This window comes from Ureibacillus endophyticus (assembly GCF_003628435.1).
GTDB classification, from domain to species: Bacteria; Bacillota; Bacilli; order Bacillales_A; family Planococcaceae; genus Ureibacillus; species Ureibacillus endophyticus.
In genome coordinates, this window is sequence record NZ_RBZN01000063.1 from 1 (window position 1) to 14,704 (window position 14,704).

At 34.1% G+C, this 14,704-nt stretch carries 17 protein-coding genes; 2 read left to right on the forward strand and 15 right to left on the reverse strand.

Annotation, left to right across the window (positions count from 1 at the left end):
* Positions 1 to 97 precede the first annotated feature (97 nt).
* The 10 genes from D8M03_RS17805 to D8M03_RS16095 form a co-directional block, all read right to left on the reverse strand.
* Entirely contained in the window at positions 98 to 274 is a 177-nt protein-coding gene (locus tag D8M03_RS17805) for a hypothetical protein (protein ID WP_170148474.1), read from the reverse strand.
* Entirely contained in the window at positions 271 to 594 is a 324-nt protein-coding gene (locus D8M03_RS16055; RefSeq protein WP_121215809.1) for a sigma factor-like helix-turn-helix DNA-binding protein, read from the reverse strand. Before D8M03_RS16055 ends, D8M03_RS17805 begins: the two co-directional genes overlap by 4 nt.
* Positions 594 to 1,124 carry a sigma factor-like helix-turn-helix DNA-binding protein gene (locus D8M03_RS16060; protein ID WP_245987653.1) on the reverse strand — a complete coding sequence of 177 codons (531 nt, stop codon included), beginning with the start codon at positions 1,122 to 1,124 and terminating at the stop codon, positions 594 to 596. The genes D8M03_RS16055 and D8M03_RS16060 overlap by 1 nt, the downstream gene beginning before the upstream one ends.
* 284 nt (positions 1,125 to 1,408) lie before the next feature.
* Complete coding sequence (locus D8M03_RS16070; protein ID WP_121215812.1) at positions 1,409 to 1,723, reverse strand: hypothetical protein; 315 nt, start codon at positions 1,721 to 1,723, stop codon at positions 1,409 to 1,411.
* A 1,161-nt stretch (positions 1,724 to 2,884) separates the two neighbouring features.
* Positions 2,885 to 3,874 (reverse strand): replication initiation protein, encoded by a 990-nt coding sequence (locus D8M03_RS16075; protein ID WP_121215813.1) that lies wholly within the window; start codon positions 3,872 to 3,874, stop codon positions 2,885 to 2,887.
* 656 nt (positions 3,875 to 4,530) lie between these two features.
* On the reverse strand, positions 4,531 to 4,689 hold the full coding sequence (locus D8M03_RS17810; protein ID WP_170148476.1) for a hypothetical protein: 159 nt from the start codon (positions 4,687 to 4,689) through the stop codon (positions 4,531 to 4,533).
* Positions 4,690 to 5,139: 450 nt separating this feature from the next.
* Positions 5,140 to 5,709 carry a hypothetical protein gene (locus tag D8M03_RS16080; RefSeq protein WP_121215814.1) on the reverse strand — a complete coding sequence of 190 codons (570 nt, stop codon included), beginning with the start codon at positions 5,707 to 5,709 and terminating at the stop codon, positions 5,140 to 5,142.
* Between the two features lie 16 nt (positions 5,710 to 5,725).
* Positions 5,726 to 6,319, reverse strand: coding sequence for a replication-relaxation family protein (locus D8M03_RS16085; RefSeq protein ID WP_121215815.1), 594 nt, complete (start codon positions 6,317 to 6,319; stop codon positions 5,726 to 5,728).
* A complete protein-coding gene (locus tag D8M03_RS16090) occupies positions 6,258 to 7,532 on the reverse strand; it encodes an FtsK/SpoIIIE domain-containing protein (protein ID WP_121215816.1) in 1,275 nt (424 codons plus the stop codon). Before D8M03_RS16090 ends, D8M03_RS16085 begins: the two co-directional genes overlap by 62 nt.
* A gap of 200 nt (positions 7,533 to 7,732) precedes the next feature.
* Complete coding sequence (locus D8M03_RS16095) at positions 7,733 to 8,311, reverse strand: hypothetical protein (RefSeq protein WP_121215817.1); 579 nt, start codon at positions 8,309 to 8,311, stop codon at positions 7,733 to 7,735.
* A 754-nt stretch (positions 8,312 to 9,065) separates the two neighbouring features.
* Here D8M03_RS16095 and D8M03_RS16100 point away from each other — a divergent pair.
* Positions 9,066 to 9,635 carry a PBECR4 domain-containing protein gene (locus tag D8M03_RS16100; RefSeq protein WP_170148477.1) on the forward strand — a complete coding sequence of 190 codons (570 nt, stop codon included), beginning with the start codon at positions 9,066 to 9,068 and terminating at the stop codon, positions 9,633 to 9,635.
* A gap of 90 nt (positions 9,636 to 9,725) precedes the next feature.
* Here D8M03_RS16100 and D8M03_RS16105 read toward each other — a convergent pair whose 3' ends face one another.
* The 4 genes from D8M03_RS16105 to D8M03_RS16115 form a co-directional block, all read right to left on the reverse strand.
* Positions 9,726 to 10,286, reverse strand: coding sequence for a MerR family transcriptional regulator (locus D8M03_RS16105; RefSeq protein WP_121215819.1), 561 nt, complete (start codon positions 10,284 to 10,286; stop codon positions 9,726 to 9,728).
* 326 nt (positions 10,287 to 10,612) lie between these two features.
* Complete coding sequence (locus D8M03_RS17815) at positions 10,613 to 10,789, reverse strand: hypothetical protein (RefSeq protein WP_170148478.1); 177 nt, start codon at positions 10,787 to 10,789, stop codon at positions 10,613 to 10,615.
* Positions 10,790 to 10,847: 58 nt separating this feature from the next.
* Complete coding sequence (locus D8M03_RS16110) at positions 10,848 to 11,429, reverse strand: hypothetical protein (protein ID WP_121215820.1); 582 nt, start codon at positions 11,427 to 11,429, stop codon at positions 10,848 to 10,850.
* Positions 11,430 to 11,638: 209 nt separating this feature from the next.
* Positions 11,639 to 12,211, reverse strand: coding sequence for a recombinase family protein (locus D8M03_RS16115; protein ID WP_121215821.1), 573 nt, complete (start codon positions 12,209 to 12,211; stop codon positions 11,639 to 11,641).
* 396 nt (positions 12,212 to 12,607) lie between these two features.
* Between D8M03_RS16115 and D8M03_RS16120 the strand changes: the two genes are divergently transcribed.
* A complete protein-coding gene (locus D8M03_RS16120; protein ID WP_121215822.1) occupies positions 12,608 to 13,609 on the forward strand; it encodes a hypothetical protein in 1,002 nt (333 codons plus the stop codon).
* Between the two features lie 283 nt (positions 13,610 to 13,892).
* Here D8M03_RS16120 and D8M03_RS16125 read toward each other — a convergent pair whose 3' ends face one another.
* The gene (locus D8M03_RS16125; protein ID WP_121215823.1) at positions 13,893 to 14,201 is read right to left on the reverse strand and encodes a hypothetical protein; all 309 of its coding nucleotides are present in this window, start codon (positions 14,199 to 14,201) and stop codon (positions 13,893 to 13,895) included.
* Positions 14,202 to 14,704: the final 503 nt, after the last annotated feature.

A 14,704-nucleotide genomic window follows, 5' to 3' on the forward strand; every position in this document is an offset into this window, starting at 1 on the left:
AAAATATGGGCGCAACCTTTTCGGAATGTTTGTCAAGAGCGATTGTCCCCTCGTTCGGAGAGTACTTATCGCCCAATACCTTGTGTTTTTCAATTTTTCATAGAAGTTTTGACACTACCTCTTGTTCAATTACGTCCAATGCTTTTTCTAAATCGGTTAAAAAACTTGAAACGACTCTTCGTTCAAGAGGGTTTAACTTAGCTGCATCCATGCCCTTATGTTTGATTACAAATTGTGCCAAAGTATACTCAGCATTTTTCTGTTTAATGTTCATACCAATTCGGGCTCCTTTTCAAAATAGTTTTTGACTTTTGTTCTAGCGTTTTCCAGGTGTTCTTGGGCTGTGCTTTTCTTGATGTTAAGTTCTTCGGAGATTTTTGAAATTGAGGTTTTGTGTAAGTAATACTTGATGAAGATTTCACGCTGTCGACTTGTCAATTCGTCATACAGGTTCTCATATTCAGGTGGAGGTGCTGTTTCCTCAAGGAAGATTTCTAAGGTTGGAAACAAGTGCTTAAATGATTTATTCTCTTCAATCTTCCCTCGTTTGCCTTCACGAAATAAAGTGACAGCTTCATAGAAGTCTTGTTTCATTACTGCGCCACCCTTTCTAGTTGAAATTGTGCAACCTTTTTTCGTGCAGATTCGATGTGTTCTTGCACAGCACCTTTCGTAATGCCTAATTCAATTGCAATCTCCTTTAAAGACCGGTTATAAGCTGTGTTTAACACAAAACATTGCATTTGCTTTTCTGGAAGTGAGGATAATACTGATTGGATTAATTTCTTTTCTGCAATGGTCAATTGCCTTTCCTGGACATCATTCACCCCTGCAATTACGTCATAATGTTTTGCTTTTGTCGCTAAGTCATCTGTAAAAATAACTTCTTTTCTATTTTTCACTTCCAAGCCCTGTTCCATTTTTCTCTTACTATATATTGCCTTATTAAAAATGCGCGGTTCATGTCCTTTTTTCAGCCACCCAATCGTATAAGTCATGTCACTAATCATGCTGTTATAAATCTTGTGTTGTGGATCATCAGCTGGAAGTTGGTCTTTTTGCTTTTTTAATTGTCGTCTATAAATCTTGTATTCGTGTAAGAGTTCTATTTCCCATTCATACATCACATACAACCTCCTATCAACCATAAACAAGAATGTATGTTCGGTTTAAAGGTTAAAAAAAAATTAAGAGGTCTTAATTTTTTCTGGTTCATCTAGCAAATCCGTTTATATATTGTCGTTTCAAATTACTAACATGTCTTTTCTCAAGGACTCTTTTCTGCTTCCTCATACTTTTCTTTTCTCGCTTTTTATAAGCGGCCCCATAATCAGCTAGTAAATAGCTATCCAAGACATTCTCGGGTTTTAAACGAAACGATCTATCTTGCATAAGTTCACTTCACTTTCTACGTTCTCGGGGGTTCATCCAGTAATGGCATTCCTATTGATTCTAGGAACTCCGCTTTTGGACCGTATATAGAAATTTCACCGTTCTTCAAACGTTCCCACTCTCCTGGACTAAAACTTACAAAAGAGTTCATACTAATCGCAATCGTTAAAATTTCCTTATCCCTAGAAAGTACTGGTTCAAAAAGGCATGAGAAAAAACCATGTTTTTTAGCATTTTTATTGCCCCATTTCGGATACGTATTCCCTTTATTGCCTACTGATATAGTATTCCCTCTGACAAAACGTCCTTTTTCATCTCGTTGGAGCTGCATGATTCCACCACCAATCATTTTAGCAAGAGTTTGCAAGGGAGCATTTAACCGTGTTCGTTTTGGAAAAATATTAGAGCAATCAAAGCGAAAGTTGCAGCATTTCTTACTCCATTTATAGTATAATTTACAAGGTTTGTTACCTTTGCTTATCAAATGTTTGATGTAACCTCCGGAACTTAACCACGTTGCGTTCTGGAAAACGTTGCAACATTCCTGTTTGTGTTGCATCCAGTGTTGCAACTTGTTCCGTTATAGCTGCATCCTTTTAAGTTAAATATTCCAAATGAAATTTTAGTTGATTAATACTACCATATTATACCATGGGTAATAAGAAATCACTTTTCACCATTATCTTAAAAGATATTTTTCTTCTGCTAGTACCTTTAAATTTCCGCAATAACCTTAATCAATTTTTTACTAGATTATCTAAATTTAATTCACTAGTTTGTAATCATCAGTTATTCAATGTTTAACCTGTCGTCTTTTTCTGCTAATCTACTTTTTCTATTAACTGAATGAACAAAACCTCACACACATACCATTTTTACGTTCTGAGAGCCTTTATGAGCGTTTTTAATTCAAAGTAAATACTTTTTATCAGGTTTGGTTTAAAACGTCTCACAAGCTATTTAAACGCACAATTTTTACATATCTATTTTTTTATCTAGTTTTCTTTAAAATCCTAAATTTTAAGTTGATTATACCTTCATCTCTCGTTAATTTAAATTGACACTTCTCTCACGGATCTGCGATTTTCACGGTAAACAAAAACAACAACATAAACAGTGTTTGCTATAGTATATATAGATTAGGGAGATTAGGTAATATAATGGCATATACTATATATCTATACATACATTTATCATTCTATATATTATTATTGTTTACTTTGTTTACTTTAATAGAAAAAGCTTGATATATAGGGCTTTTTACGGTAAACAAGGCACGTTTATTTTTGTTTACTACGTTTACTCTGTTTACCCACTTTCACACACTAGTGAATTAAAGTTTGTTTACTTTTTAGACTTTGTTTACCGTGTTTTGTTTACACCAATTAATTACAAGATTGTCAAATAAAGACTAAAATACATTTAGATGAACGGCTAAATCACAACAGGAATGCAGGAATACCATCTTTAAAAATGTTATTTTTTTGATAATCTATTCTCGCTCTTCTAACCAGTTATATAGTGGTACTTTGTTATTGTCCTGACCCTTTAAAATCTCCAACTCTCTTAAAATTTCATTGGATTTCATTAATAAGAAGTCGGCTCTATCCTTGGTAATGCAAATCGGTCCACTTGTATACAGGCTATATTCCTCTAATTCTTTTACAAGATTAATGGCCCTCTCCCTTGCCTCATCACTTTTTAAATTTACGTATCTAAAAACATCTTCAAAAACTACATCCACAATAGCTTTTAACTCAAGTATTTGTTTTTTTGTAGCACTCGCTTGAGTTGAACCATTGGACCAATGTAAATCAAATCCCGTAATGGCTCTACCTGTTTTTATTTCTTTGTAAGATACCTGCAGCTCTGTGTACTTGTTAATCTCCTTAATTGCAACGTCTAAAACACCCCTTTTAAATTGCGCGGTGTTTTGATACGTCTTTTTATTTTCTACACCAAATAAGCGTATTAGTGCGCCCTTACTAATTGGTTTGTGCCAATAACCATAGTGTGCTTTTAAGTAATCGTACAAGATCCAACTAAAACTACTTTTAAATTTTGATGTTATCGTTAAATCAGTTGTGATGTACTTCTCTTTTAAATCTAAAATGTGTGGAATCATTTTAGGGTTCCACTCAAATCTAAAGGTCCCCTCTTCATATTCCATGCTCATGAAGACGTTCCAAAATTTAAATTTTTCGTTTGCCAGATCTTCTGTACTTACTTTTAAACCAATTAACTTTTCGGAATCGTCTCTTGCATGGATAGTTTGATACTTTTCAATGTTAAATTTATTTTCAAACTCAACTTTTCGGAATATGGTGTTTCCATTTTGCTGTGTGCAATAAATAGCGTAAGCTAATAACTGCATTTGATTAAGTGTTAACCCATGATTTAGTTTTGCTAATGATATTTCATTGCTTTTAACAATGCTAGATTCATAATTAATTAGTTGTGTTTTTTCATTTTTCCGTACCATGTAAAATAAACACCCTCTTTTATTGTGTAAAATCTATCCCTATAAAAGTGTATTAAAAATAATAATTACACATTTAAAACTTCTTCAATATCAACAATTTCAAATTAAAAGTGTATACTATACCAATATTTACACAATAAAGTGTATTTTTGCAAGTTAATACACAATTAAAAGAATAAAAATTACACAGTTGAGGGATAAAAAATACACAGTTAAAGGATAAAAAATACACATTTAAACTCGCAACCCCTTGGGGCTCTAAGGCTCACAAACTCGTTAAATATAAATAATATAATTAATCTTATAAAGAATAGATTTATATATTAAATATCAATATATGTTTTTTAAATTATGATTTTTTAAATTTTTAACAATCGACATTATTGGCAGCATATATATTTTTTTTTAAAATATTTTCAAAATCTATCATAAAACACTATTAAATTGGCATACTTAATAACGTACAACTGTCTTTTCCCCTTGACCTATCGGGGTTTAGGGGCTAAGATAAAATTGTACAAAGGATTAACTTACTCGTGTGTAATCCGAAGAACGTGTGAACGACTGGGTGGCTCCCAGTCGTTTTTCTGTTTTTTTTAGAGAAACAAAAAACACCGCCCTTGGCTAAAGGACGATGAAAACTCACTTTTTTTGTTTTAGAAGGAAAAATACTCTCTAAGAATTCGATAACCAGTATCTACTAAACGGTATAAATCCGCTGCACCTCGTAAGATGGCGAGTCCTCGAGTGCGTAGTTTCTTAGATTTCATTTCCGCTTCTTTTTTACGGCGATTTACTCGTGTGTTATCCTCCAAACGTGTCACCCCCTTCTGGAGGTAAATAATAAAGCTTATGTAAACGGTCTACTCAAACTAAGTTCGAATAGGCTTGCTGCACCGTCTACTAATAGAATTATAAGCTAAAACTCTAAAGTTTTAACCTAATTTATATATATCCTAGTCTATTAAAATTTATTCCCTAAATTTGTCGAATAAAATTTTAATAGATATTTAATAACTACTACTCTTTTTTGAGTAATAGTTATATGTATATAAAGATTTCCTGGCTTCAAGAAACTTTTTTTGTGATATCAATTATTTTAAAATAAATCAATATTTCATCTGGCTTTTCTTAAAAAAAAGATCCCCTTTCGTCCCAATTGAATAACGATTCCGTAATAATTGGATACTGATTGATTTCAGTTATGCAATGATTGGGAATTTTAAACTACAAAAAAAGAGCTGGAATAAATCCAACTCTTAATCTTAGATTGTATTGCCTACCGTCTTTAAGATTTCTAACAATAACGGTGCTAACTGGATAAATAGATATCCTAAGCCACATTTAAAAATAATATCCCACGCTCTTTCCGATTGCCCGAGCATGAAAAAGAATCCAGCTCCAATCATGATAACACTCGCTAACGGGAACGATAATGCAATCATAATATCAATAATAGGATCTAAAACAGTTGCCAGTGCAGTTAATGATGCATCTGCTATAATGCCTGTTGGTTCTGGCATAACGGTTGTAGCGGTCACTTGTAACGGTGTATACGCATCAGATAACGCAACTGGTGCGGTATTTGCACTGCTAAATGTGCTTACGGTTTCGTACACTGGAATTGTAGCGGACATGTTACTGCTTAATTGATTGTACGTGACTAGCCCTACACTAGCGGTAGCTGTTACTGTGGAGGCAATGGCTACCGTTTTTCTCGTAGCATATTGTTTTCTGTCCACTTCTCTCATCTTCTCAAACTCAGCAAAACGTTCACTATAATCCGTATATTCGCTAACTGGCACAACCTCGATTTTACTCCGCTTGAAGAACACTCTTTTTCCTCCTTAATTACTTAATGTCATCAATCGTGTACACCTTCACTTTTAAACCATTACACAACCGTTCTAATTGCGTTCTGCGGTGGTTTGTAGTCGTTAGCCATATTAAAGTTGGATAATAATTAAAATTGCGTACAAGGCTTTCTGATAACCTTCTATAACGTTCAATTTTAGCTTTATTTTCTTTCATTGGTTGCGTTCGGTCTACTTCCAGGAAGTGATAGAAACCGTTACGAGTAAAAACTGCATCGGCTATAACTGATACATCACCGTTAGATATCTTCACCTCGTTTTTCCAATCCCCCGGGCATCCGCAAAAGAACCAAAAATCATTCCTCATAATGATGTGCTGCACCTGGCTACTCTTTTTTCTCACCTTGTTACATTCCACATACTCACGACCTTCTTTATTGAGGTAATAAATAGTTTGATAACCTTCACGGATGGTCATGAGATAGTCTGATAGCTTTTTAAGCACGTAGTTAGCGTTACGAACCGTACCAAATTGAAAGTATTGATTCAGTTGATCGCGAGTAAGAAAGTCAAATCTCTTCAAAAGTAACAGAATCTGTTCCTCTCTTTGTGAAAGTCTCGTTTTGACCATTATTAACCTCCTTCTTGATGATGTGAGGAAGGATAATACTTTTGATTTCATCATTTGAAATGTAAGGAGATTGCACTACGAACCGTTTTACATTATTCTTATAAATTCCTCGTCCTGGAATGTCCGGTAATTTATCTGCTCCACCTTCATCTAATACAACTCTTGAAGCTGTATCAGTATCAACGACATAGCATAAACGAGCGATAATGTTTCTTTTGGTTTGTGATGGGATAACTTGAGTGGTAGGGTATTGGGTGCAAAATATGAGGTAGTAACCTGCAGAACGTCCTCTACGCGCAATGTCTGTAATGATTTCCATAGCTTCTTTATCATCCGATAAGTCTGCTGCTTCATCGATAATAACGAAATGTCTCTTCTTTATTTTCGCTTCTTTCACATCTTCGAAACCTTTATCGACGACATTTTCAAAGGATTCATTCATGTTCATTTGAACGGATTGCAATACTTCCCTAGCGCTTTTTGGATTGCGCGAATAGTATTTTACTTGCTTACAATCTTTAAATCTGTGGAAGGCAGAACCACCTTTTAAATCGATTAACGATAATTCGACATTTTCAGGCTGTTGAGCGATTAAGAGTGTAGTTATCAATTTAAGAATTGCGCTTTTACCAAATCCAGTAGCACCAGCAATAATCAAATGTTTATCCTTATCGAAATCATGTCTAATGATATTGCCATTTCTAGTGAATCCGACAGTTATGGACCATGTGTCGGGTTTTGTAAACGCTGGATTCCAATTAATCCGTTTCGGCAAAGGCTTATCGTAAACTCGGATAATCAACAAACCGTCAAAATCTAATTCGATTTCTTTTTTCTCCGTTAATTTTCGTTTCCACAGCTCCTGGAGTTGTTGGATAATCCCCTTATCCCATTGCAATTCCTTTAAATCAGCAAAATTGATTAGCTTTCTCCTGTTGTTAATTCCATCCTGCAAAATATCCATTTTATTTAAATAATCATTGAAGCTACGACCTAACGGAATGCGATATTTGTATTCCCAGCCCCATTCATACTGCTTCTTTTTAATCAATTGGGTTGTGAGCGCATCTTTTCCGTCCTTCACATTAAGGCCACTTAAAGAAAAAATCCGCTGAATTTTACCACTATCGTTCGTTGCGAGCCCTCTCTTTTTAAGAAAAGCGGTTGCGGTAATACCTCCCATTAGTGAAGTCGTAATGATTTCAAATAACATTTGCCACATCCTTTTTCAAATAACTTCAGAAACAAAAAACATTGCGCCCACGGGTTCTCTTACGTAGTAAGAGTTGCACCTATCGAGAAAAGGAAAAATGAACGAAAACCATTGATGTTAAAGGATTTTTGATTTCTTGATTGTTGGTTGGGGTGGAAATGGAACTGGAAAGGCATCTGGAAATGAATCGAGAAAGGATTTTAAGAGATAAAGTTGTGTAATGTGCTATCTACACTTTGTTCTGCAGCTTTGTATTCATCAACGATAAACAATAAAAGAGCTGTAATATTGTGATCTTCGTTTTCGTCTTTTAAATAATCGCTATTTACGTCATTAATGATTTTTTGCATGAAATCCTTTTGTTCATCCCCCATCTTTTCACTTAAAAACTCACTGACATACAAATCCAAAAAATCGTAGTCATTCATACTTCTCTCCATGAAATAAGCTACTACCTTTGCAATGCTGCATCCAATCGCAAAAGAAAGGCTATAAGCGTATTCGTAAATATTCGGGCTTAGTTTGAGGGATATTCTTTCGGTTTGTCGTTCTGTTCGTGGGAATTTTTTAGGTTTTACTGCTGGGGAATATAAAACGTTATCCAGTTTGATTTCTCGCTTGAAATAAGGTGCTAATTCTTTTCCTACACCTGTATTGATCGCATGTAAACATAAATCTTCACCAATCTTTTTAATACTGTAACCAGTAATGAAATTGAGTTTGTAGATAAGGTCTTTCATGGCTACATCGATAAAAGGCTTCACATCTCGCTTTTCCATGCTTTCATCCTTTCACAAGACACTTTCTTTTGTTCAAATGTCCCGTTTAATTTGGTACTCAATGATATTCGACAAAATCCCCAAATATGACTGATTGAATTTAGAAAATATGGAAATACTTTTTGTAAGTCGTGAAAGGGTGTGTGATCGTGAAAAAGTTTAGTGAAGCAGAAATGAAGAAGATTGCTGCAGGTGTGAAAAAGACAACCGAAAAGTATGGATTACCTACTAAGAAGAAGGATAAAAGCAAAGACAAATAACCGTTGTTCACAATGAAGTGAATGCGGTTATTTTCATTTTCTAAATAAACTTTATCAATGTTAAAAAATTAAAGAAATATTGCAAAAATGCAATAAAATCAAAGGAATTTGGTGAAAACGCAACAAAACGCAATAAAAGTTGCGTTTTTACCTTGAAATCGTTCTAAAACGCGCTTATACTGGATATGAATAGAACCAGTGGTGCTATCGGTTACAAGCACTATACAGCACTGGTGACGTATAAAGCTGTATCCCCGTTGGCTCTGAAGGGGCATAAAAATAATTAGAGCGACACTTTATCCTGGCTACGGACACATATATAGTAGCTTACGTCACTGTATATTATAATAACTTTTCCATTAGCCCTGATATCGTATCAGGGCTAATTTTCATATTGGGGGTGTCACATTATTAGCCGATACATTTATTCTGTAAATGATTATGCAGGTCTAACCGTAGTTCCAAACTTAGAAAACATTACACTAAAACTAACCTTGGAATATTACGATCAATATTTATTTCCCTATACTTACTTCTATAACATTACATACGTAAATAGCGGAATAAGTAAGAAATTTGAGTTAAGATGCAACCATTCAAACTTCCCCCATTTAATAGGTTTGCATTATGCTGCAAATTGCAGATACGGAGAAAAAAATCCTCGTACTAGAAGATTTAAAGGATTTCTTGGTTATTCAAATGTTAAAAATGGTACGATTGATAAGCAAACAATCAGCGATTTACATAAACGAAGCTATAAAGATTTAAAACGTAAAATGAAGTATTTCTTTTTAGCACATCAAGTATTAGCCGATCCAACAGCAATTGAATTTAATAAATTGAATTGCGATATTTTAATATATAAGGATTTTTTTGGTAAACGTATACATATAGGCTTGAAAACGACAAGGAATAAGGCTGTACCTATAACCTTCTTAGTTGAAGATTTAACTGATCTTACTTTCACACAAGAGCCTCAATCCATTACGGTACATAAGGTTTTAAAACGTAATAAGTTGAAAATTTCAAAAGCTTTATTAGATAAATTGAAAGGCCGTAGCTAGACGGTCTTTTTTTTATTAGTGTCACCTTTTTGCATATTATCCGCCATACATCATTAAAAAACATGATGCCCCGGATAAAGGCACCACGCTTTATTTGCCAAATAACCTTGCCCAGACTGATTTAGGTTGTTCTTTCGCTTCATTTAATTCTTTTTTTAATTCCAGGATTTGTTTATTTTGCTCCTTAATCAACTCTGCTTGTTCATCTAACTTATCTGAAACACGTTCCTGGAAGTCTGTTAGTAACTGATTATGCCATTTAATCTCTTCTCTTAAAGCTTCATTATCCACCTGCTGCTTTTCCAAAAAAGATCTCAAAGCTTGTAGTTCATACGTTACGTGTAACGGTATAACGGATTGTACCGGTTCAATAACATCGTTATTTGTAACGGAATCTCCTATTATAGCTTCAATATCAGTATCACTGCTTGTAACGATACCTGCAGCGTGCTCTAAATTAACAGATTTATCACGATTTAATATAATCATAGCCTTTATCAATGCGATGTCCGTACCGTTATAAATACGGTGATTTCTACCGTTACGGTGAACGTTATGACCATTCTGCTCTAACAATAACGCATACTTTTTGAGAGTTTCAGGATTTATTTCTAAAAAATCTGCCGCCTGTTTAGGTGTAAATTCATCCATCAATGTTCACCTTCCGTCCCTTACTTTTAAGAACAAATTCCTTTATATCGTATTATAAAGGAATTTTAGTACAAGGATTTATTTTTTTAGAATAGCGAAAACGGGGGTTCTACCCATGTATAGTACCCGTGTATACTTACCGTGTTAATTGAGACGGGTACTATACACGCATGGTATACACGCTTACTAAATTCCAGTTTTGTTGATATTACTAAGTTTTCGAGCTTTCTTTCGCCAACTTCCCAATAAAGCGTACTTAATACCTTAAAATCATGAAAAAACACCCGTTTTTCACGAGTGCAGAAATGTTATTTAATTTTAAGCATTCATTCACTTAATTTTACTTTTATGTCATTTAGCTGCTCCAGACTAAGCACACCAGTACTTTGTGAAATGAAATCACCAATTAATGAAAGCTGTTCAATTTCTTCGAGTCCTAGGTCACCGTTATAAATATCTTGATATGTCTCAACTGCTTTAATTAATAGTTTGTTAAATAGCATATTAGTTGCCCCCTCTTTCCCATTCGCTCTAATTTAGGGCGTGGTAAACAATTATAAATTATTCCATTCCTAAGATTTTGCGAACATCTTCTGCTGATAAGGATGTATTTTCAATTTCACTTATGATTGGTTTTAAAAAATTATCAAAATAGAATTCAGCTGCAATTGAATGGAATTCTGTCTTGGAAGTCGGTAGTATTGTATTGTATTTCTCTTGTAATTGATTTAATAAATTTAGTTGTTTATCTTTTAATTGTTTAGTGTTAAAGATAAACGTATTAATTCTTTCATTGAGATCTTTAGAAAGATAAATCGTTGCTTTTACTTCAGATTTTTGTTCAGGTTTAAGATTAGCATACGAAGTCTTTTCCCAGATTCCAAACTTCTCTGTCTCAGATAATCTATCCCATCTTCTCATGAAACCGGTCTTGCGTAGCTGTTCTACTATGCTCATGATTCTCATTTCGAATACTTTACGAGTATGCCCCTTTTCATCGACATACGTCTCTGCTAGTTCCTCTTCACTGACATTTAGTTTTTCTTTTAAAATGGCATACGCTTCCTCTGACCTTATAGAACCCCTTGATTCAAGTAAATTCATTAAAGCTCTCTTAATATCCTTATTGGCCGTTCTTTGCAAATGAATCTCCTCCTTATAACAATTTGAAATGCATGCATTTCCTGTTGTTATTACATACAATACCATATGTTGGGTTTTTTAGCAACATTTTTTACCGTTAAATTATGTTGTTTTTAATCTAACTTAAATTTAATTTGTACCCCCACACTAAATAATCCATTAAACATAAAAAGACCAACTCAATTTTGAGCTGGTCGAAAAATTATGTACTATTTATCTTTTTCTTCATTCACAATTTTATAAACAGTTGCCCTTCCAATTCCGTACTCTTTAGCTATGTCCGTTGCACTTTCACCAGCATTAAACAATGCGACAACTTGACGCTTAGTTTTTTCATCAATGGAGGGTCTACCCCCAGTACGTCCTCTTTTTCGAGCAGCTTCAAGCCCTGCTACTGTTCGTTGTTGAATAATATCACGCTCAAACTCTGCAAAAATGGCTAACATACCAAACATAGCTTTTCCAGCCGGTGTTGTAGTATCAAATGAATCGTTAACACTTACAAATGACACCTCTTTTTCACTAAGTTCATCTGTCAGAGTGTATAACTCTTTAGTACTTCGTGCTAAGCGATCTAATTTATAAACTACAAAAATATCGCCTTTAGTAGCTGCTTTCATGGCATTTATCAATTCTGGTCGCTCTTTACGGCTACTTTCCTTCTCTACGTACATAACAATCTCTAAGCCTTTTTCTTTTGCATATCGTTCAATAGCATCAATCTGCATATCTAGGTTTTGGTCATCCGTACTTACCCTTGCATAACCAATCACTCTCATAATTTTATCCCCTTCGTCTATAAACTCATGTGTTTTATGTAATTATTATAATAGACGAGTTTATAGACGAATTCAATATGTAAATGGCTGTAAAATTGCTGTTTTTTGTCATCGATTACAATTGTCTACAAAATGACGGTTTTATGGACTCCACAACTTACAGAGTATGGGGAGTTTCTACGCCCTAAATTAAACTTAGGGTGTGTACTTTTGGGTACGGGGTGTATTTTTTTTTCTTGCAGTTGAATATGGGGTCGTGTTTCACGAGGTCATAGATTCTATAGGGAAAAATACAGCAAATGAAGTTCGTAAAAAGAAATAGAAATATTGTTTTTAATTTCCTATTAAAATTTCTTGGTTAATGTGAAGATGAAATTAACAAATCGAAGAGGTGATCATATGAAAAACTATTATTATCATCCTACCAGAAAAAAACTAAGAGATATTCCTGTATTCGTTGATCTCCATTATTCTGAAGCCTTAAAGTACTTTCTTAGAACTGCGGAAATTTTAGAGCCACAAATGATTAGAGACATAGAAGAAATGATACCGCTATTTTCACAAACTGAAGATTTACACGAACAATTAAAAACAGATAAAAGTTTTATTGATAATTGGTCCTTAATAGAAAAATGTGATGAAAATAATAATAGCCATTTATTAAAGTTAAAAAAGGCATTACTTAATTGGGGTAAAAAGTATAATTTGTATACTGAAGAAAGACCAAATAGCACTACATTTTTAGAAGTTGCATTATGGGCTATACCAGACAGAAAAGATCATGAAAAGGACATGGAGGAAAGAAAGGAATATCTTGAACAATTAGGTTTTACAGATGTAAATTACAGGGAAGAATGGTCAATCACGAATGTAATATATGAAGAATATGAAGCTGAAAATTCAGAGGAAAAGATATCTTTTGATAAGCTATTTCCGTTTGTGTTTAGTCCAGATAGCTTTAATATATATGGACTGTTTAAGGATTCTAACCTAGAACCTTTAGCATCAGACTACGAGAGTTTACTTTCAGACTTTAGAGTAAATCTTATGTTAGCTCAATCAAAAGAAATGGATTTAAAAGATTTTTCATTTGGTGTCGGGTGGGATCCAAGAATTAGTACATGGAGCGAATTTGAAGAACGTATAGATGAAGCTTATAAAACGTACAAAAAATTGTATAAAGAACGTACCAAAGCTTACCTGGAAGAGAAGGGGTATGTAGAAGGAATAAAAAAGAGAAATAAAGAGCATTTTGAATGGTTAGTTAGGTACCAAATTCAAAAATGGCCGATTCACGATATTGCAGACTTTTACAGTACACCAGATAAAATTTTAGCTGAAGATACCATTAGAAAGGGTTTATCGGCAACAGCAAGTATTTTAGATTTGTGTTTGCGATAGAGGATTAAAATCATTCCACAATGAGAACTAATGATAACTAGGTGGAACGCCGCGTCATTTCATTAAATTAATACCATCATTTAAAATGAGGGGACAGATTATCCCCTCACAGATTCATCTTGACTTCGTATTGGTTTCCGAAAAAACAGAAACCTATAATTACAATTAGGTCGACCTACACTTTAACGTGGTTCAGGTATTAACCCATTTCGCCAAAAGTGGCGAAATCCTAAATACTTAAATAACCCCGTTCTTTTGGCTTTTCAAATTGGAAAAACAAACACTATTCATGCTTTTTCAGCTCACTTTGAACCATAGACCACAATTCCCTTAATGGAGCAGTTCCGTCTCCCCAGGCATGTAAAATAACAAGTGTAGCATCTTTATCAAAATGCGAAAGTTTAGCTAACTCAATTGGTAATAGTGCATTAATGCGCGGTAATTCTTTGGGCATTGCTTCTAATACTCTTTTAAATAATTCATCTTGCACATCTCTTTTAAAATCAGGTACTGCAACATACTCCTTCAACGAAGTGTTAACCGTGAACGACTCTCTTTTTACTTCACTTTTGATTTCTTTTTTAACTTCCAACTCTCTAAAAGCATGTTCAAAAATTTCGGTTACCTCTTTGTAAAGCTCTACTGGAGACTGCCTATCTTCTCCCCACTTTCTTAAAATTTTAATAGCAGCATCTTCTCTAAACTTGCTTAACTTCGATAGCTCAACAGGGAGATAAGCAGTTGCATGTCCCCATTCTTTTAACTCTCCTATAATTAACCACCACCTTTTTACAAGTTATTTCCTTAAATTTAAATAATTAGTATTATAGTGGTAATAAAAAAGGGGGGTAACATTCGTTACTCCCTTGCCCCTTGAATCATTTCGCCACTTGTGGCGATGTATTTGAAATTCTGCCGTTTGAGGTCAAAAACCCTACAGAAAATACAACTCAATAATTAAATAAATGTTATCCTCACTACCGTCGCATAAATAAGTTCTGAATTTTCAGTTTATATTTTCTGGCGTTTTAGAGAAAAAACGAAAACACCAAAGCTAAGGTAGTAAACATCCATTTTTTTACTATAACCAATGAC